We start from the raw sequence: 19,423 nt of genomic DNA, 5'->3' as shown, positions 1-19,423 counted from the left end.
CTCTCGTAGGGGTGGCGGCCACTTACTCGCTTCGACGCGATGGAACGCCAGTCCTCCACGGCCAGGTCGCTACCCATCCGATGGGAGTGATTTCCGGTTCAGGCACCCGGATCCGAATACACCCTCCATTCGCCTGTGTTTCTCCCGATTCTATGCCAGTTTTGCATCCACAACGGAGTGAGTAACGTGTATCGTGGAAAATCTATTTACGCGGCGGTGGTGTGTCACTAGATACCATGGAGTTCGTCAGTGCCCTCAAGCGACGGGTCGGGACCGACCCGCCCTCGAAGTACGAGTGCAGCCTCTGTGCGATGCAGTTCGAGCAGCGGCCAGGCAACTGCCCGGCCTGCGGGAGCATCCACATCAGGGAACGCTGAGAGCACTACTCCGGTCCGGGGTCGTGTTCAGTCCGCCTTGGCCTGCCACTCGCGGACGCTGTCCGCGCTCACGCCCGACACGGACTCCGCGACCTGGTCGGCGTCCGCCGACGCCAGAGCGCCGACGTCGTCGATGCCCGCTTCCTCGAGTTTCTCGGCGGTCTTCGGGCCGATGCCGTCCAGGACCTCCAGGCCCTTCTGGCGCTGTCGCTCCTGGTACTCCTGATAGTTGCAGATGGGGCAGCCGAGTTCCCAGGGGTCGTCGTCGTCCTCGCCGTCCCGCACGACCAGTTCGGGCAGGTCGTGCTCGTTGCAGTACACGTCCGTCACCTCGATGTCGCCGCGGCGCGGCAGCGGGAGCGAGTACTCGCAGTCCGGATAGCGCGTACAGCCGACCAGCCGGGAGCCGGTCTGGAGCTGTTTGATTGCGAGGTCGCCACCGTGTTCTTCGCCACACTCCGGACAGTCGCCGATGACGCGGTCTTCGGATTCCTCGGCCTCCTCTGCGGCGCACAGCGGACAGCCGTGAACGAACGTGTTGCGGCCCGCGAGCATCTTCACTTCATGGAGGTCGTGTTCCTCGCATTCCTCGTCGTCGAGCACGAGCGGTTCGCCCGTGGACGGGAGCGGAAGCGTGAACCGGCACTCGGGGTAGCCGTCACACCCCACGAAGTACGACCCGGTGCGGGACCGTCGGACGAGCAGCGTGTCGCCACACTCTGGACACGGCCCGAGGGTCTTGTCCGCCTTCAGCGACGTGCGGAGGTGCTCGCCGAGTTCCTCGCGGGACTCGGTCAGCTCGTCGAACACGCGGTCGAGGATCTCGCGGGACTCCCCGGTCACCTCCTCCAGTGACGTCTCGCCCTCCGCGATGGCGGTCATGTCGGCCTCCAGTTCACCCGTCATCTCCTCGCTCACGACGAGGTCGGCGTACTCCTCGGCGGCCTCCACGACCGCCTTCGCGAGCGTCGTCGGGCGCGGCGGATCGTTCTCGATGTAGCCGCGGTCGTAGAGCTTCTCGATGGTGTTGTGCCGCGTGGACTTCGTGCCGATGCCCATGTCCTCCATCGTCTCGATGAGCCGGCTCTGCCCGTACCGGCGGGGTGGCTGGGTCTGCTTGGCCTCGAAGCGGGTGTCCGCAATGGCGAGCGCCTCGCCCTCCTCGACGTCCGGGACGTGGTTCTCGCTCGAGTTGAAGTACGGGTAGACGGCGTGATACCCCTCCTCGAGGAGGCGCTTCCCGTTGGATTTCAGGGACTCGCCGTCGGCGTCCGCGACGACGCGAAGGTGCTCCCACACCGCCTCGTCTGCGAGCGTGGCGAAAAAGCGCCGGACGACGAGTTCGTACACCTCCCACTCGTCCTCGGAGAGGTTGTTCCGGTTCGGGAAGTCCGCCGTCGGGTGAATCGGCGGGTGGTCGGTCGTCTCCTCGTCACCGCGAGTCGGCGTCAAATCGTCGGTCTCGAGCAGCGACTCGGCGTCGTCGCCGAACACCGTGCCGACGAACTCGTCGAGCAGTTCGCGCTCGTCGAGGTCGTCCGGGTAGACGGTGTTGTCGGTGCGCGGGTACGTGATGTAGCCCGCGGTGTAGAGGTCCTCCGCGATGCTCATCGCGCGGCCCGCGGAGTAGCCCAGGGAGCCGGCGGCGCGGATGAACTGCGTGGTGTTGAACGGCGCCGGCGGGTCGTCCGAGCGGGTGCGACGCGAGACGGACTGCACGACCGCTTCGCCGGCCTCGCGGAGCGTCTCGAAGGCGGCCTCGGCGTCGGCCTCGTTCCAGACGCGCTCGGCCTCGTTCCCGTCCTCGTCCTCGTAGAAGTACTGGGCCTCGAACTCCGTACTATCCTTCTCGAGGTCCGCGAACAGCTCCCAGTAGTCGTCCGGATCGAACGCCTCGATTTCGCGTTCCTTGTCCACGATGAGTTTGAGCGTCGGGGACTGCACCCGGCCCACCGAGATGAAGTCGTTGCCCATCTGCTTGGCGGACAGCGAGAGGAATCGCGTGAGCGCCGCGCCCCACATCAGGTCGATGATCTGTCGGGCTTCGCCGGCGGCGGCGAGGTCGAAGTCGATGTCGTCCGGGTCCGCGAACGCCGACCGCACCTCGTTCTCCGTGATGGAGGAAAAGCGCACGCGCTGGACGGGCACGTCCTCGTTGACGTCCCGGACGAGTTCGTACGCCTCCTTCCCGATGAGTTCGCCCTCGCGGTCGTAGTCAGTCGCGATGACGACGCTGTCGGCCTCCCGCGCGAGGCGCTGGAGCGCGTTCACGATGTCCTCCTGGGTCGGTTCCTTGACGACGTCCGCGTGGACGAGTTCCGCCGGTTCGACGTCGCGCCAGTCGGAGTACTCCGGCGGGAAGTCGACGCCGACGACGTGACCGGAGAGGCCGATGCAGCGCCGGCCACCCCACTCGTAGACGTTTACGCCCGCCGTCGTGTCTGTCGACGCCCCTCCCTCGGAGAGGATGTCGGCGATCCGTCGCGCCGCGTTGTTCTTCTCTGTGACGATGAGTTCCACGGTGTACCTCCACCCGCTGGGGTGGTCGTTGGTGGCGATAGGCCACAGCCGCGTGTAAAGATTTCGCTGCCGAAAACCGCCAGCAGGCGCGGCCTCAAGGCGCGTGCGTGGGCGAGCGCATCGAGGCCACGGCATAGTGAGCGGGGAGAGACGACCCGCGAACCGTGTGGGCGACCGCAGGGAGCGAGCGGGTAGGCGCATTCGCGCACACTGCGAGCGCGCGCAAGGACTAACCACCCCCGTCCGAATCCAGAACTGTGAACCGACGCACGCTGACCCAGTGGCTCGGCGCGGCGCTGTTCGTCTTCGCCGCTGCCGGCCTCGCGGTCACGTTCCCCCCGCACCTCTTCATCGGCTTCCAGATGGTGCTCATGGCCGTCGCCGGCGCGTTGCTGTTCGCCGGCGGCGTCACCAACCGCGTTCGCTGGTCGCTGCTCTCCGGCCTTGGGAACGTCGCGCTCGGCCTCTCGCTGGCCGTCTCCGGAGGCCGCGCGTTCCGCACGGAGGGCGGAACTTCGTCCGCGGCCTACGGCGTCGCAGTCGTCATCGGCGGCCTCTCGCTCACCGCCATCGGCGTCCTCTACGTCATCGAACACGACGCATTCGATACCGACCCCTGACCCGCGGGCGCCGACAGGTGGTCGCCTACGCGACGCGGAGGAACGCCGAGCGCGTCATTCCACGCGGTAGAACATTCCCTTCGAGGCGGGGCGCGTCTCCTCGAAGCCCCACTGTTCGTAGAAGCCGTCGACGTCCGCCATCAGGTTCACGTACGCGCCAGGCGGTGCGTGCTCGTCGAGATACGCCACGATGGCGTCCATCATCCTGGAGCCGAGGCCCTGCCGCTGGTGGTCGGGGTGGACGGCCATGTCACAGACGTGGAAGACGGTCGCGCCATCCCCGACGATGCGCGCCATCCCGACCGTCTCGTCGGTCTCGGTTTCGACAACTGTGACGCCGTAGACGGAGTTCGGCAGGCCGCGTGCGACGCCGTCCTCGGACCGCGACGCCATGCCGGCGGCGTCGCGGAGTGCGACGAACCGCTCGGGCGTCGGGAGTTCCTCGCGAACCTCGTAGCTCATGCCAGAGCGTGGTTCGACACCTCAGTTAGCGGTGTCGGTCCCGGCCACAACGGTTCGAGAACGCGACCGTCAGACTCCGTCCGGGTCGCGGCCCGCCGACTCGTCTGGCTGGACGAAGACGGCGAGTCCGTAGAGCGCGGGCAGGGTCGCAAAGAACAGCGCCACGAAAACGAGCACGCCCGTGTAGGAGCGAAGCCCCAGGCCGGCGACGATCGCGGCGTCAAGGATCGCCGCCACGACGACGAGATGCGGAAGCAGGTTGCGAGCGAACACGGGCATCGTGCCAACAAGTACCACGCAGTGGTGGAAATGTCTTCTGGTGGTAGGGACATCCTACTCCCGTATTTCCGCGTTCGTGCGGGTGGCAGATCCGGAGATTGCGCCGCCAACTGCCACCCGAATGCTATGACTCCAACTGGCGTCCGAACGCCACGCCTCCGCTGCCGCCCGAACGCTACACCCCCGCTACCGACGGAAAGCTACGACTCGAGTCGCTCCTGGAGCAGTTCGTTCACCTGGCCGGGGTCTGCGCTGCCGCCCGTCTTCTGCATCACCTGGCCGACCAGGAAGTTCAGCGCGCCTCCCTCGCCAGTGTGGTAGTCCTCCACCGCGTCCGGGTTCTCCTCGATGGCGTCCGCGACCGCCTCGGCCACCTCGTCGCCGCTGGTCTTCCCCAGACCCTCCGCCTCGACGACGTCGTCCGGCGACTCGGTGTCGTCGAGCATCCGGCGGAGCACGACCTCCTCGGCGTTCTTCGACGTGATCTCGTCGGTCGCGACGAGTTCCACGAGGCGCGCGAACTCGTCGATGCGTTCCTCCACGACCGCGACCTCCATGCCGCGGTAGTTGAGTTCGCCGAGCAGGTTGTCCGCCACCCACGTCGCCGCGAGGTCGGGGTCGTACTCCTCTGCGAGTTCCTCGAAGAGGTCCGCGACCGCCTTCCGGGACGTGAGTTTCGACGCGGCCTCCTCGCCGAGTCCGTACGACTCGCGGAAGCGCTCGCGGCGCGCGTCCGGGAGCTCCGGAATCGGAATCTCTTCTTTCCAGTCGGAGACCTCGAGGGGCGGGATGTCGGCCTCCCGGAAGTAGCGGTAGTCCTTCTCCTCGGCCTTCGAACGCATCGAGACGGTGACGCCCCGTGCCTCGTCCCAGTGGCGGGTCTCCTGTTCGACCTCGCGGCCGCGCTTGAGCTGGTTGCGCTGGCGCGTGACCTCGTAGGACAGCGCCTTCTGTGCGCCCTTGTGGCTCGAGATGTTCTTCACCTCGGTGCGGTTCGCGGCCGCGAGTTGCTCCTCGGTGAGGTCACCGTCGTCGTCCATCTCGCTGGCGTCGACCATCGAGATGTTCGCGTCGACGCGCAGGCTGCCGTCGCGTTCCGCGTCGAAGACGCCGAGGTACTCCAGGACCTCTGTGAGCTTCGCGAGGAACGACCGCACCTCGTCGGCGCTCCGGAAGTCCGGACGCGTCACAATCTCCATCAGCGGCGTGCCCGCGCGGTTGTAGTCCACGAGCGTGTAGTCCGCGGTGTCGATGCTCCCGCCGGCGTGTTGCATGCTCCCCGGATCCTCCTCTAAGTGCGCGCGCTCGATGTCGATGGTGCGGCGCTCGTCCGCGACCTCGACGTCCAGACTACCATCCTGGCAGATCGGCGCGTCGTACTGCGTGATCTGGAAGCCCTTCGGCAGGTCGGGGTAGAAGTAGTTCTTCCGGTGGAAGCGCGTGCGCTCCGGGATGTCGGCGTCGATGGCCTTCCCCAGTTTCACGGCGGCCTCCACGGCGCCCTCGTTGAGCACCGGCAGCGCGCCCGGAAGCCCGAGACAGACGGGACACGTGTGCGTGTTCGGCTCCGCGTCCGCGGTGTCCGTCGAACACCCGCAGAAGATCTTGGTGTCCGTTTCGAGTTGCACGTGGACCTCCAGCCCGATGACGGCGGCGAGGTCCTGCGTGGCGGCCTGCGCGGTCATTGAGCGTCGGTTCGCGGCGCGGGCGCTTATGGCTAACGAAGCGGTGGTTAGTGGCGGTTGGATTCGTGGCGGCTGTGAAGAACGACCTGAAAGTCCTGTCTGCGGACTGCCTTGCTACTTCGAACACCTAGAAAGCCCCGGCGCGCTCGCGCCCGCTCAGTCCCACCCTGGCAGTTGGTCAACCGGTCACCGGGAGGACTGAAAGGGGCGGCTGGCTCGACTCGGGGGCCTTGCTGCGGTCCCACTCACTGCGTTCGTTGCGGTCCTTGCGGCGTCCGCCTTCGCCGAGCCAGCCGGGGCTTTCGAGGCGTTCCGAGTGGAGACGTAGTTCGCCGGGGCTTTCGAGGACTGCTCTATTACGACCGCCATCTCGTCACATCGCTTTCAGTTGTCTGACGCCCGGATGACGCAGTGTTTTACGTCTGGAGTGAGGTTCAACGTGCATGACTGAGGATTCATCGCGCGCGGACGACCTGGAGGAGCGCGTCTCGGAACTCGAAGCGACGGTTCGGGGGCTGACCGAGGAACTCGTCGACGCTGGCGAGCGCATCCGAACACTCGAGGAGGAACTCGACCGTTCGCCGAGCACGGAGGAACTCCGAGAAGCCCGCGAAACGGCGTCCATAGACCCGGACGAGACCGAAGACGAAGCGCCTAAATCCGCGGAGGGCGAGGATTCGAGCGACACCGAGGAGTCGGACCTCGACGACATCATCGTCGCCTGAGGGCCGCCCTGGACCCCAATGTACATCGACGAAATAGTTCTCGAGAACTTCAAGAGCTTCGGTCGGACCACTCGGATTCCGTTCTACGAGGATTTCACCACGATCAGCGGGCCGAACGGCTCCGGGAAGTCGAACATCATCGACGCCGTGCTGTTCGCGCTCGGCCTCGCGCGGACCAGTGGCATCCGTGCGGAGAAGCTCACCGACCTCATCTACAACCCCTCCCACGAGGACGGCGAGGAGAACGCCGGCCCGAACGAGGCCAGCGTCGAGGTCGTGTTGAACAACGAGGAGCGCACGCTGACCCGCCAGCAGGTGGTGTCGGCGGCGGACTCCGAGAAGATCGGCGAGGTCGACACCATCACCGTGAAGCGCCGCGTGAAACGCACCGAGGACAACTACTACTCCTACTACTACCTGAACGGCCGCTCGGTGAACCTCTCGGACATCCAGGACCTGCTCGCGCAGGCTGGCGTCGCGCCCGAGGGGTACAACGTCGTGATGCAGGGCGACGTCACCGGCATCACCAGCATGACGGCGGGCGAGCGCCGCGAGATCATCGACGAGATCGCGGGCGTCGCGGAGTTCGACGCGAAGAAGGCCGACGCCTACGAGGAACTCGAGGTCGTCCAGGACCGCATCGGGGAGGCCGACCTCCACATCGAGGAGAAACGCGAACGCCTCGACCAGCTCGAGGACGAACGCCAGACGGCGCTCGAGTACAAGGAACTCCGCGACGAGAAACAGGAGTACGAGGGGTACGCGAAAGCCGCGGAACTCGAGGAGAAGCGCGAGGACCTCGAGTCCACGCGCGAGGACGCCGAGCGCCGCGAGGACGAACTCGCGGAACTGCAGGACGAACTCGACGACCGGCGTGGCGTGGTGCTCCGTCTCGAGGAGGACCTGGAGGACCTGAACGCGGAGATCGAGCGCAAGGGCGAGGACGAACAACTCGCCATCAAGCGCGAGATGGAGGAGATCAAGGGCGACATCTCGCGGCTCGAGGACAAGGTCTCGGACGCCGAGGAGAAGATCGAGGACGCCGAGAGCGAGCGCCGGCAGGCGTTCGTGGAGATCGACCGGAAACAAGAGCAGATCGAGGACTTCGAGGACGACATCCGCGATCTGAAAGTCGAGAAGTCGAGTGTCACCGCGGAGATACAGTCCAAGGATGCGGAGGTCGCTGAGATCGAGGAGGAGATCGAGTCCGTGGACACGGAGTTCGACGAACTCAAGGCCGACCTCCAGGAGCGAAAGGAGGAACTTGAGGCGGCCAAGAGCGAGCGCAACGAGCTCCAGCGCGAGAAAGACCGGTTGCTCGACGAGGCGAATCGCCGCTCGAATGCGGTGAGCGAGGCCAAGGAGGACCTCGAGGCGGCCAAAGAGCGACTCCCCGAGATCGACGCGACGCTCGACGACCTCGAGGACGAACTGGAGAAGGCCCGGAAGAACCGCGAGCAGATCGCGGACGTCGTCGAGGACCTGAAAGCGGAGAAGCGCGAGCGAAACGAGGACCTGGACGACGTGGAGGACGACCTCTCGGCGGCCCAGGAGGAGTACGCGCGCCTGGAGGCCCAGGCCGACCAGTCCGGGGACAGTTCCTACGGGAAGGCGGTGACGACGATACTGAACAGCGATCAGGACGGCGTCCACGGCACCGTCGGCCAACTGGGCGGCGTCTCCGAGCAGTACGCGACGGCGTGTGAGACGGCGGCGGGCGGCCGGATGGCCCACGTCGTGGTGGACGACGACGGGGTCGGCCAGACCTGCATCGAGTACTTGAAGCAGCGGAACGCGGGCCGTGCGACGTTCCTGCCGCTCACGGAGATGCAGAATCGCTCCGTCGGGAGCACGCCGAGTATGCCGGGCGTAGTGGACTTCGCGGTCAATCTAGTGGACTTCGACCAGCAGTACGCTGGCGTGTTCTCGTACGTGCTCGGGGACACGCTCGTCGTGGAGGACATGGAGACGGCCCGCGACCTGATGGGCGACTACCGTCTCGTGACCCTGGAGGGCGAACTCGTCGAGAAGTCCGGCGCGATGACTGGCGGCAGTCGCTCCGGGTCGCGGTACTCCTTCTCGAAGTCCGGGAAGGGCCAGTTGGAGCGCGTCGCCGAGCGCATCCAGCGCCTCGAGGACGAGCGCGCGGACATTCGCAGTGACGTGCGGGACATCGAGAGCCGACTCGACGACGCCCGCGACCGGATGCAGGACGCCACCGACCAGGTGCGTTCCATCCAGAACGACGTCGAGCAGGCCGAGGGCGAACGCGAGGAGGTCGAGGACGAGATCGACGACCTGGAGGCCCGCATCGAGGAACTCGAGACGGAGCGCGAGGAGGTCGACGAGCGGATGCAGTCCCTCGACGCCGACATCGCCGAGCAGAAGGAGGTCGTCGCGGAGGTCGAGGACGAGATCGAGGAGTTAGAGGCGGAGCTCGCGGATTCGAAGATTCCCGACCTCACCGAGGAAAAGGAGGCCATCGAGGACGAGATCGACGACATGGAGGACCGCGTGGACGACCTCGACGGGAAGCTCAACAGTTTGAGCCTGGAGAAGGAGTACGCCGAGGACGCGGTCGAGGACCTCCACGACGACATCGAGGACGCACAGAACCAGAAGGCCGCCCAGGAGGAACGTATCGCCGAACTCGAGGAGCAGATCGAGGACAAGGAGGACTCCCTCGAGGAGAAGGAGGCGGCGGTCGCAGAACTCGAGGAGGAACTCGCGGACCTCAAAGCCGAACGCGAGGACCAACGCGAGGACTTGAAGGAGGCGAAGTCCGCCCGCGACGAGCAGGCTCAGCAAGTCGAGAAGGTACAGAGCCGACTGGACGGTCTGCGGAAGGCCGAGGAGCGACTCGCGAGCGAGATAGAGGACCTCGAGGAGGCGGTCGGGGAGTACGACGCCGAGGAGATTCCGGACCTCGAGGAGGTCGAGGAGAACGTCGAACGCCTCGAATCCCGGATGGAGGCCCTCGAACCCGTGAACATGCTCGCCATCGACGAGTACGACGAGGTCGAGGACGAACTCGAGGACCTGGAGGAAAAGCGGGCGACCTTAGAGGAGGAGGCCGACGGCATCCGGGAACGCATCGAGTCGTTCGACCAGCAGAAGAAGGAGACGTTCATGGAAGCCTTCGACGCCATCAACGAGCAGTTCCAGGACATCTTCTCGCGGCTCTCGGCGGGGACGGGGGAGCTCGAACTCGAGGACCCCGAGGACCCCTTCGAGGGCGGCCTGACGATGAAGGCCCAGCCGGCGGACAAGCCCGTCCAGCGCCTGGAGGCGATGAGCGGCGGGGAGAAGTCCCTCACCGCGCTCGCGTTCATCTTCGCCATCCAGCGGCACAACCCCGCGCCGTTCTACGCGCTCGACGAGGTGGACGCGTTCCTCGACGCCGTGAACGCCGACCGCGTCGGCGAGATGGTGGACGAGCTCGCTGGCGACGCGCAGTTCGTCGTAGTGAGCCACCGCTCCGCGATGCTCGACCGTTCGGAGCGCGCCATCGGCGTGACGATGCAGGACGACAACTACAGCGTCGTGACGGGCATCGACCTGTCGTCGCAGGGGGCAGTCGCAGATGATTGACCATTCGTCGGGTGACGAACTCCGGGCGGACGGCGGCGAGGAGATTCCACTCGACATCGCGGGCCACGAGGACCGCGAGAAGCCGTCCGAGAGCGACGTAACCGACGGCGGCGGCGAGAAATCTGAGGAGGCAGACCGCGATTCGCCGATTTCGGACGCGGAAGAACTGCTCGAGGAGTCGCCCGCAGACCCCGAACCGGACCCGGAGGACGACGAGGTCGAACCCGTGGAGTTGCTCGTGCAACTGGCGAAGGACGGCGAAATCGAGCCCTGGGACATCGACATCGTTGCGGTGACGGACACGTTCCTGGACGCGCTCGACGAGCGGGACCTACGGACGTCGGGGCGGGCGCTGTTCTACGCGAGCGTGCTGTTGCGCATGAAGAGTGACGCGCTCCTCGAGGACGACGACGAGGAGGAACCCGAGGCAGAGGAGGACCTGCCGCCGTGGGAGGCGCCGCCCGCCGAGGAGGGCGGCGCGCCCGCGTTCGACCCCGTGGACGCGCTGGAGGCCGAGATGGACCGGCGCCTCGAGCGCAAGCACGCCCGCGGGAGTCCGGAGACGCTGGACGAACTGGTGCGGGACCTGCGGGACGCCGAGCGCTCGTCGTGGTGGAAGGAGTCTCGGACGTACGACACCTCCGAGTCCCCGCAGGGGTTCCGGCGCGGCGTCCAGGAACTCGACTACCGCACGGGCGACGACTTCCGGATGGACGACGAACCGACCGAGGCCGAGGCGATCGGCACCGCCCACCAGGAGGACATCGAGGAGACCATCGCGGACGTCCAGGCGGCCCTCGACGAGCAGTACGACGGCGGGCGGACAGAGGTGCTGTACGACGAGATAGCACAGACGGGCGGCTCGCTGGTGGAGACGTTCCTCGCGTTACTGTTTCTCGCGCACCGCGGCGCGGTCAGACTCCAGCAGGACGACCTGTTCGGCGACCTGTGGGTTCGGGACGCGTCGCCCCAGGAGACCGAGGCGCCGGCGACCGCGGACTGAACAGACGCTGGCGCTGGGATTGCGCTCAGTCGGAAAACGAGCAGTAGGAGCTACAGTTCGAACCAGTCGCTGACGTACTCCGAGTCGTGGAGTCGCCAGCGCTGGCTGACGGTGCCGGTCTCGTCGGTTTCGACGCGGATGGTGGCGTCGAACAGCGGTTCGAACGTGGCGAGTCGGCGGTCGTCGATGTCCGCGGAGACGTGGACGTGGCCCATACCGTCGACCGAGCGGACGCGACTCGTGACCGCGTGCAGGAAGCGGAACAGCGCCTGCTCGTCGGCGTCGGCGCGCGCGGCGGCGTCGAACAGCGGGTCGAGTCCGTCGAGGCAGAACCGAACGTCGCCGGCAGTGTCGGCCGCCGTGGAGACGCGGTCGAGTGCGTCCCGGGACGCCGCGAGCAGCGCCTCGAAGTCGGTGACATCGTCGATGCGCTCGTACCACGCTTCGTCGACCAGTCCGCCGGTCGGTCCGGCGGTGTCCACGTCGGTACTCGCCGCTGAGGCGGCTGCAGAGCGCGTGTAACTGCCGGGAGTTGCGTCGATGACGCCGACGGAGTTGGCGTCGGTGCGGCGCGGCGCGTGCCGGTCGAGAATCGTGTTCACGTCGCTCGACGTGGAGAGGAAGACGTGCCGCCGGTCGAGTTCCGGGGCGCCGAGCAGGCGTTCACACGCCACGTCGCGGCCCGCCGCGTCACTGACGACGAGCACGTTACAGCCGTCTCGCTTCAGCGACGCGAGCTTTCGCGAGAACGCCTCGGCATCGGCGTGTTTCCCCATTGCTTGTACTCACACACGGACGAGTGGTATTTACATTTTGTGTCCGGGCGTTCGTATCTAACCGGCGTCCTGCCGAGGGACCGTCAGAGGTAGTCGCCGAGGAACACCTCGACGCGCTCGCGGGTCTCCTCGGGGATGGCTTCGGTCGGCGTGTTCACCGTGCCCTCGAGGCTGTGTCCGCAGTCACAGTCGCGTTCCTCGGGCATCGACTCGATGGCGCGCTCGACGGTGCGCTTGATGGCCGTCTCGTTGGCCGCGGCGTTCTCCAGAACCTCCTCCAGGGTGACCTCGCTGTCCTGCTTCCAGACGTCGTAGTCCGTGACGCCCGCGACGGTGGCATAACACATCTCGGCCTCGCGCGCGAGTTTCGCCTCGGGAATCGCGGTCATGCCGACGAGGTCCCAGCCCTGGTCCTTGTAGAACTCCGACTCCGCACGCGTCGAGTACTGCGGGCCCTCGATGCAGACGTACGTCCCGCCCTCCTGGGTCTGTGCGTCCGTCGCCTCGCTCGCGGCGTCGTGGAGGTGCTCGACCATGTGCGGGCAGTACGGGTCCGCGAACGGCTGGTGGACGACGACGCCGTCGCCGAAGAACGTGGAGTCGCGGTGTTTCGTCCGGTCGAATATCTGGTCGGGGACGACGAGCGTCTGGGGCGGCAGGTCCTCCCGGAGGCTGCCGACTGCGTTCGACGCGAGGATGCGCTCGACGCCCAGTTGCTTGAGCGCGTGGATGTTCGCCCTGTACGGGAGGTTCGTCGGACTGCGCTGGTGGTCGGGGCCGTGGCGCGGCAGGAACGCGACCTCCGTGCCAGTATCGCCGAACTCGCCGACGGTGACGGGCGCGCTCGGGTCGCCGTACGGCGTCGACACGTCCTCCTCTCGGACGTCGTTCAGTGGCAGCGCCTCGTAGATACCGGACCCGCCGATGAAGCCGATCATACCAACTGGTGCTCGCGGGAGCGACCTAAAGGACTCGGCTCGAGGATACAGTGGCGTGAACGCTACGGGAGAACTGCCTACGATTCGACGCGGAGTTTCCACTCGTCGTCGCCAGCCCGCACGAGCACGTCCCGGCGTACCATCTCCTCGAGCACCTCGTCGAAGCGGTCGGGCTGGGCGATCTCCATCTCGATGCGCTCTATCTCGTGGTACTCCGCGAGCAGGTGGCGGAGCTCGGCCTCCGTGTACGGGCCGTCGCCGTCCGTCTCCATCACGCCGGAGACGAGGTCCACCATGTCCTCGATGAAGTTCCACGGGTAGACCACCCACGCCCACTGCTCGAGTTGCTCGCCGACGTACTCCGGGTCGAACTCGCTCGTCTGGAGCAACTGGAGGGTCGCCGTGCGGACGTCGTTGGCGTCGCGGTCGGTCACGTACTCGTGAGCGCGCTCGATGGACCCGCCGGTGTCCGCGATGTCGTCGATGATGAGGACGTCCTTCCCCTCGACGGAGCCCTCCGGCATCGGATACCGGACCTCGGGATCGCCGGACTTCTGGGCGGTCCCGACGTAGTGTTCCATCTTCAGACTCGTGAGGTCGTCCAGACCGAGGAAGTCACAGAGACAGCGACCCGCGAACCAGCCGCCGCGCGCGAGCGCCACGACCACGTCCGGCTCGAACTCGGACGCCTTCACCTGGTCGCTGACGTCCCGGCAGAGGCCGTAGATGTACTCCCAGTTGGTGATAGTGCAGTTGAACTCGTCCGGGAGGTCACTCATTGCGTGTTGGGAGTGGTTCGCCGCCGCACTTAACGGTTTACAGGCAGTGGCGGTTGTGCGTCAGTCGTTCTGGCAGAGTTACCTTCGAGAACAGGCAGGAAACCTCGACTGAAGCTGGCGGCAACTGACGCTCCTTCGTTGTCACCTAGAAAGCCCCACCCGATGCCGGCTGGTCAACCGGTCACCGGGAGGACTGAAAGGGGTGGCACGCTCGCGTCTGCGTGGTCGTCTGGGTGGCCCTATCCGCGAGCACAGTGAGCGGATATGCCACCCAGCGACCGCGAGCGTGCCGGGGCTTTCCAGGTGTTCTCGAAACCAGTTCGCGTTGTGGCAGCTATGGCTTTCTGGATATTCTCATCGCCAGTCGCGTATCTGAAACGTCCTCCAGAGGAAAACAGGCAACACGGAGGAACGAGAACCCCGCTGCATGACCGAGACGCGAGCGCTCCTGGTGGACGCGTTCACCGAGGAGTCGTGTGCGGGGAATGCGGCGGGCGTGGTGCCGGACGCCGAGGACTTGACCGACGACCAGATGCAGGCCATCGCGGCCGAACTGGGCGCGAGCGAGACGGCGTTCCTCCGGGAGAGCGGGGACGCCGACCGCCGAGTTCGGTACTTCACGCCGACGACGGAGGTCGACCTCTGCGGGCACGCGACCATCGCGAGCCACGCGCACCTGTTCGCGGACGGCGCGCTCGACGCGGGCGAACACACCCTCGAAACGAACGTCGGCGTGCTCGATATCGAGGTGGAGTCCGATGGCACCGTCTGGATGACGCAGAACGAACCCGAGGTGCGGAAAGTCGACGCGAGGGAAGACGGCGTGGGCTACGAGGACGTCTCGGACGCCGTCGGCGTCGGCGTGCCGGCGCTCCGCGGAGCGAGCGACGACCTGCCCCTGGCCGTCGCAGACACGGGCCTACCGTTTCTCGTGGTGCCGTTGACGTACCTCTCGGACCTCGGGGACGCAAGTCCGGACTTCGACGCGGTCGAGGCGCTCGCCGACGAGGTGGGCGCGGCGGGCGTCTACGCGTTCTCCTTCGACGCGCTCGACCGGGAGTCGACGCTCCACGGGCGGGCGTGGGTGCCGGGCGCGGGCGTCGACGAGGACCCCGTGACCGGGACGGCGAGCGGCGCAGTGGGGGCGTATCTCGATCACTTCGACGCGTTCGGCGCGGGTGAGACACCGGCGGAGATGGTCTTCGAACAGGGACACTTCGTCGACCGGCCCGGCCGCGTCAGCGTGCAGGCCAGCGAGGGCGGTGCTCCGCGCGTGGGTGGCCGGGCCGTCGAGACGTTCGACGGGACGCTCACGGTGCCTGCGGCGGACGAGGAGGAGATTCTCGAGGGGTAGCGAGCGGCAATCGGAGTGGAGAACGGCGAGAACCAGCGGACGGTAGTCGATGCGGAGAACAGCGAGGCCCAGTGAGGGAGAAGTCGCGGGAAGAACAGCGTCGGCGAACCCCAGAGCCGTATCAGTCGTCTCCGTTACCGAATTCGAACTGCTCGTCGCCGCGGACCTTTCGGAGTTCGCGGTTCACAGACTGGAGGTCGGTCTGCATGTCCGAGAGACGGTCGTCGAGCACGCTCACGATGTCGCTTTTCACGCGCTGGGTGTCGTAGGTGTCCTCGAGGGCCTCCTCGGTGGCGTCGGTGAGCGTCTTGTACAAGGCCCACGCCTTCCCGAAGCGGTAGACGAGCACGCCGACAGTGGCGAGCAGTATGCCGAGCCAGGCCGCCGAGAGCGCCTGCGTCACCGACTCCGTAGCGTTGTACGTGTCGAGGGCCTCTGCACCGCCGAGAACCGCGCCACCGGCGACGAACGCGAGGGCGACGAGCGCGAACAGCGACGTGAGCAGGAAGTACTTGCCTGCGTGTACTGCAGAACGTTTCGAGTCCATGGGCGGCCCGACGAAGCGCGCCGGCTAAAAACCTCCGACAGTGAAGAAACTCGAACCGCCGACAGGAGGATCCGACTTCCAGACAGGAAGAAATTCGACTTCCAGACAGGAATGAACTCGAAGCCGAGTTGTGTTCCCGGAGCTCGTTGGACTGTTCGCAATCTACTTATGCTGCTTTCCGGTCTATTGAACTGCCACATGGCTGTACGCTGGCTGGAAGACGTAAGGGCCGACGACGTCGAATTCGTCGGCGGCAAGGGCGCGTCACTCGGCGAACTCACCGACGCCGGGTTGCCCGTCCCGCCGGGGTTCGTCGTGACCGCCGGCACGTACCGCTCGTTCATCGAGGCGGCTGGCATCGACGACGAACTGTTCGAGGCGGTCGATGTCGACCCCGAGGACTCCGAGGCGCTCGCGGACGCCGAGGCGCGAGCGAAGGACCTGATCTTGAACACCGAACTCCCGGACGAGATCCGCGATGAGATCGTTTCGGCCTACGGGAACCTCGACGACGCGTCCGGGTCGAGCGGCGGCGCGTTCGTCGCCGTTCGGTCCTCCGCGACCGCCGAGGACCTTCCGGACGCGAGCTTCGCGGGGCAACAGGAGACGTTCCTGAACGTCACCGGCGACGACCTCGTCGACCGCGTGAAGCGCTGCTGGGCGTCGCTTTTCACCCAGCGGGCGATCTACTACCGCGAACAGCAGGGCTTCGAGCACGACAAGGTCGACATCGCGGTCGTCGTCCAGCGCATGGTCGACGCCGAGAAATCCGGCGTGATGTTCACGAGTCACCCCTCCACGGGCGCCCACGAAGCCATCATCGAGGCGGCGTGGGGGCTCGGAGAAGCGGTCGTCTCCGGCGCAGTCTCCCCCGACAACTACGTCGTGAACCGCGACAACAGCACCGTCCAAGAGGTCACCGTCGCGGACAAAAAACTGATGCACGTCAAGGACCCCGACACCGGGGAGACCGTCGAACGTGAGGTGAGCGAGGAGAGGCGCGAGGAGCGCGTGCTCTCGGACGACGAGATTGCGGACCTCGTTGCCATCGGCGAGCGCGTCGAGGACCACTACGGCGAACCACAGGACGTCGAATGGGCCATGATGGGCGGCGACATCTACATGCTCCAGTCCCGCCCCATCACCACCATCGACGACGAACAGGAGGTCGCCGCGAACGGCAACGGTAGCGACGACGATGACAACGACACGCTCGTGTCGGGGCTGGGCGCGAGCCCCGGCATCGCCTCGGGCGCGGTCCGCATCGTGAAGAAACTCGACCAGCTCGACAAGGTCGGCGAGGGCGACATCATCGTCACCGAGATGACGACGCCGGACATGGTGCCCGCGATGAAGCGCGCGGCCGGCATCGTCACGGACGAGGGCGGGATGACGAGTCACGCCGCCATCGTCTCTCGCGAACTCGGCTGTCCGGCAGTCGTCGGCGCGGGGGACGCCTCCACGACGCTCCAGGACGACCAGGTCATCACGCTCGACGGCGACCGCGGCGTCGTCACGGAGGGGCCACCGGACGCGAGAGAGGAACGCGACCCCATCGAGGAAGCGCGTCCGAAGACGCCCGTGAAGCCGATGACCGCCACGGAGGTGAAGGTCAACGTCTCCATCCCGGAGGCCGCCGAGCGCGCCGCCGCGACGGGCGCCGACGGCGTCGGCCTGCTCCGAATGGAGCACATGATCCTCTCGACGAACAAGACCCCCCAGCGGTACATCGACGACCACGGCGAGGACGCCTACGTCGAGGAACTCGTCAAGGGCGTGCAGTCCGTCGCCGAGGAGTTCTACCCGCGGCCCGTCCGCGTTCGCACGCTCGACGCGCCGACCGACGAGTTCCGCCAACTCGAGGGCGGGAACGACGAGCCCCACGAGCACAATCCGATGCTCGGCTACCGGGGCATCCGGCGCAGTCTCGACACCCCGGACGTGTTCAAGCACGAGCTCGAGGCGTTCAAGCGCCTCTACGAGATGGGGTACGACAACGTCGAGGTGATGTTCCCGCTCGTGAACGACGAGGACGACGTCGCCGCGGCGCGCAACCTGATGGACGAGGTCGGCCTCGACACCGAGAAGCGTACGTGGGGCGTGATGATCGAGACGCCCGCGGCCGCGCTCTGCATCGAGGACCTCGCCGCCGAGGGAATCGACTTCGCCTCGTTCGGCACGAACGACCTCACGCAGTACACGCTCGCGGTCGACCGGAACAACGGGAACGTGTCCGACCGCTTCGACGAACTCCACCCGGCGGTGCTGAAACTCATCCGTGAGACGGTCGAGACGTGCCGGGAGCACGACGTCGAGACGAGCATCTGCGGGCAGGCCGGGTCCAAGCCCGAGATGGTCGACCACCTCGTGGAGACCGGCATCTCCTCGATCTCCGCGAACATCGACGCCGTCCGGGACGTCCAGCACGAGGCCAAGCGCGTCGAACAGCGCCTGCTTCTGGACTCCGTCCGGGAGTGACGATTCCCGGGGTCGCGACGTCGACCCCGCCACGGCCCGCGTCAGCCACGAACCACCGTTCGCCGTGGAATCAGTTGCTGATTCCACAGCGTTCCACCACAGTACCGCCTGATTCTCGCGTGAAACCTGGCTATCGCTGCGCGGCGTCTACCTATCGCTGTGCGCGTCTATCGGCCCTCGAGCTGTCGCTACGCGGTCTGTTCTAAGAGGAGAGAAAGAGAGACTACCCGTGGATGCCCATCGCTTCGATCTGTTCCTGATAGCGATTCCGGATCGTAACTTCCGTCACTTGCGCGACGTCCGCGACCTCGCGCTGGGTCTTCTTCTCGTTACAGAGCAGTGATGCCGCGTAGATCGCAGCGGCGGCGTATCCGGTCGGGGACTTGCCCGAAAGCAGTCCCTTCTCGGCGGTCGTCTCGATGATCTCGTTGGCTTTCGCCTGCACTTCCTCGGAGAGTTCGAGTTCCGAGCAGAACCGTGGGACGTACTTCTTGGGGTCGACCGGTTTCATCTCCAGACCGAGTTCCTGTGAGATGTAGCGGTAGGTTCGACCGATCTCCTTTCGCTCGACGCGCGAAACCTCGGAGATCTCTTCGAGGCTTCGCGGAATTCCTTCTTTACGGCAGGCCGCGTAGAGCGCGCTCGTTGCGACGCCCTCGATGGACCGGCCGCGGATGAGGTCTTCCTTGAGTGCGCGTCGGTAGATGACCGAGGCGACCTCGCGTACCGAACGCGGTACGCCGAGGGCGCTGGCCATCCGGTCGATTTCGGAGAGCGCGAACTGCAGGTTGCGCTCGCCGGCGTCCTTCGTGCGGATGCGTTCCTGCCACTTCCGCAGGCGGTGCATCTGAGACCGTTTCTTCGAGGAGATGGACCGTCCGTAGGCGTCCTTGTCCTTCCAGTCGATGGTCGTCGTGAGCCCCTTGTCGTGCATCGTCTGCGTGGTCGGGGCGCCGACCCGAGATTTCTGCTGTCGTTCCTGGTGGTTGAACGCGCGCCACTCCGGGCCGGGGTCGATCTGCTCCTCTTCGACCACCAGTCCGCAGTCGTTACAGACGAGTTCTGCGCGGTCCGAACTCTTCACAAGGTTGTCTGAGCCACACTCCGGGCACTCCCGTACCCCCTCCTCGGACTCCTCCTGCTCTGTCGCTGATTCTCGCTCCCGCTGGCGAGTGGACCGTGTCATCGCATTTTTATAGTAGTGTCTCCAGTACTTTTAAACCCTTCGCCGATTCCGACCTTCGGAATGCGACTGAATTATAGGTCAGTTGGCGGCAACCAGTCGGAAC

Annotated in this window: 16 protein-coding genes; 7 read left to right on the top strand and 9 right to left on the bottom strand. The window is 66.2% G+C overall.

The window, feature by feature from the left end; all coding sequences use genetic code 11:
* The first annotated feature begins 236 nt into the window (after positions 1-236).
* Positions 237-377: a hypothetical protein gene (locus tag LT970_RS02745; RefSeq protein WP_232687440.1), complete on the top strand. Its 141-nt coding sequence runs from the start codon at positions 237-239 to the stop codon at positions 375-377.
* A gap of 27 nt (positions 378-404) precedes the next feature.
* Here the strand turns inward: LT970_RS02745 and LT970_RS02740 are convergent, their stop codons facing one another.
* Entirely contained in the window at positions 405-2,897 is a 2,493-nt protein-coding gene (locus tag LT970_RS02740; RefSeq protein WP_232687439.1) for a DNA topoisomerase I, read from the bottom strand.
* Positions 2,898-3,154: 257 nt separating this feature from the next.
* Here LT970_RS02740 and LT970_RS02735 point away from each other — a divergent pair, with 257 nt between their 5' ends.
* A complete protein-coding gene (locus LT970_RS02735) occupies positions 3,155-3,517 on the top strand; it encodes a DUF7994 family protein (protein ID WP_232687438.1) in 363 nt (120 codons plus the stop codon).
* Positions 3,518-3,571: 54 nt separating this feature from the next.
* On the opposite strand, the gene LT970_RS02730 is transcribed toward LT970_RS02735, so the two are convergent.
* From LT970_RS02730 to gatB, 3 genes are all read right to left on the bottom strand, one after another.
* Positions 3,572-3,979: a GNAT family N-acetyltransferase gene (locus LT970_RS02730; RefSeq protein WP_232687437.1), complete on the bottom strand. Its 408-nt coding sequence runs from the start codon at positions 3,977-3,979 to the stop codon at positions 3,572-3,574.
* 69 nt (positions 3,980-4,048) lie between these two features.
* A complete protein-coding gene (locus LT970_RS02725; RefSeq protein WP_232687436.1) occupies positions 4,049-4,258 on the bottom strand; it encodes a hypothetical protein in 210 nt (69 codons plus the stop codon).
* A gap of 200 nt (positions 4,259-4,458) precedes the next feature.
* Positions 4,459-5,943: an Asp-tRNA(Asn)/Glu-tRNA(Gln) amidotransferase subunit GatB gene (gene gatB / locus LT970_RS02720; protein ID WP_232687435.1), complete on the bottom strand. Its 1,485-nt coding sequence runs from the start codon at positions 5,941-5,943 to the stop codon at positions 4,459-4,461.
* Between the two features lie 443 nt (positions 5,944-6,386).
* Here gatB and LT970_RS02715 point away from each other — a divergent pair, with 443 nt between their 5' ends.
* Genes LT970_RS02715 through LT970_RS02705 form a run of 3 tightly spaced genes read left to right on the top strand, consistent with a single transcriptional unit; the run spans position 6,387 to position 11,262 of the window.
* Positions 6,387-6,668 (top strand): DUF7518 family protein, encoded by a 282-nt coding sequence (locus tag LT970_RS02715; protein WP_232687434.1) that lies wholly within the window; start codon positions 6,387-6,389, stop codon positions 6,666-6,668.
* Positions 6,669-6,686: 18 nt separating this feature from the next.
* On the top strand, positions 6,687-10,259 hold the full coding sequence (gene smc, locus LT970_RS02710) for a chromosome segregation protein SMC (RefSeq protein WP_232687433.1): 3,573 nt from the start codon (positions 6,687-6,689) through the stop codon (positions 10,257-10,259).
* Entirely contained in the window at positions 10,252-11,262 is a 1,011-nt protein-coding gene (locus LT970_RS02705; protein WP_232687432.1) for a segregation and condensation protein A, read from the top strand. Before smc ends, LT970_RS02705 begins: the two co-directional genes overlap by 8 nt.
* Before the next feature lie 50 nt (positions 11,263-11,312).
* Here LT970_RS02705 and LT970_RS02700 read toward each other — a convergent pair whose 3' ends face one another.
* From LT970_RS02700 to LT970_RS02690, 3 genes are all read right to left on the bottom strand, one after another.
* Positions 11,313-12,038 carry a DUF7504 family protein gene (locus tag LT970_RS02700; RefSeq protein ID WP_232687431.1) on the bottom strand — a complete coding sequence of 242 codons (726 nt, stop codon included), beginning with the start codon at positions 12,036-12,038 and terminating at the stop codon, positions 11,313-11,315.
* A gap of 83 nt (positions 12,039-12,121) precedes the next feature.
* Positions 12,122-12,976 (bottom strand): S-methyl-5'-thioadenosine phosphorylase, encoded by an 855-nt coding sequence (gene mtnP / locus LT970_RS02695; protein ID WP_232687430.1) that lies wholly within the window; start codon positions 12,974-12,976, stop codon positions 12,122-12,124.
* Positions 12,977-13,053: 77 nt separating this feature from the next.
* Positions 13,054-13,755, bottom strand: coding sequence for a phosphoribosyltransferase (locus tag LT970_RS02690; protein WP_232687429.1), 702 nt, complete (start codon positions 13,753-13,755; stop codon positions 13,054-13,056).
* 427 nt (positions 13,756-14,182) lie between these two features.
* On the opposite strand from LT970_RS02690, the gene LT970_RS02685 reads away from it, so the two are divergent.
* Entirely contained in the window at positions 14,183-15,109 is a 927-nt protein-coding gene (locus LT970_RS02685; RefSeq protein WP_232687428.1) for a PhzF family phenazine biosynthesis protein, read from the top strand.
* A 121-nt stretch (positions 15,110-15,230) separates the two neighbouring features.
* Here LT970_RS02685 and LT970_RS02680 read toward each other — a convergent pair whose 3' ends face one another.
* Complete coding sequence (locus LT970_RS02680) at positions 15,231-15,656, bottom strand: hypothetical protein (protein ID WP_232687427.1); 426 nt, start codon at positions 15,654-15,656, stop codon at positions 15,231-15,233.
* A 198-nt stretch (positions 15,657-15,854) separates the two neighbouring features.
* On the opposite strand from LT970_RS02680, the gene ppsA reads away from it, so the two are divergent.
* The gene (gene ppsA, locus LT970_RS02675) at positions 15,855-18,134 is read left to right on the top strand and encodes a pyruvate, water dikinase (RefSeq protein WP_232687426.1); all 2,280 of its coding nucleotides are present in this window, start codon (positions 15,855-15,857) and stop codon (positions 18,132-18,134) included.
* Between the two features lie 223 nt (positions 18,135-18,357).
* On the opposite strand, the gene LT970_RS02670 is transcribed toward ppsA, so the two are convergent.
* Positions 18,358-19,320: a transcription initiation factor IIB gene (locus LT970_RS02670; RefSeq protein WP_232687425.1), complete on the bottom strand. Its 963-nt coding sequence runs from the start codon at positions 19,318-19,320 to the stop codon at positions 18,358-18,360.
* Positions 19,321-19,423: the final 103 nt, after the last annotated feature.

This window comes from Halobacterium zhouii (genome assembly GCF_021249405.1).
Taxonomy (GTDB): Archaea; Halobacteriota; Halobacteria; order Halobacteriales; family Halobacteriaceae; genus Halobacterium; species Halobacterium zhouii.
This window is presented reverse-complemented; position numbering and strand designations above follow the sequence as displayed.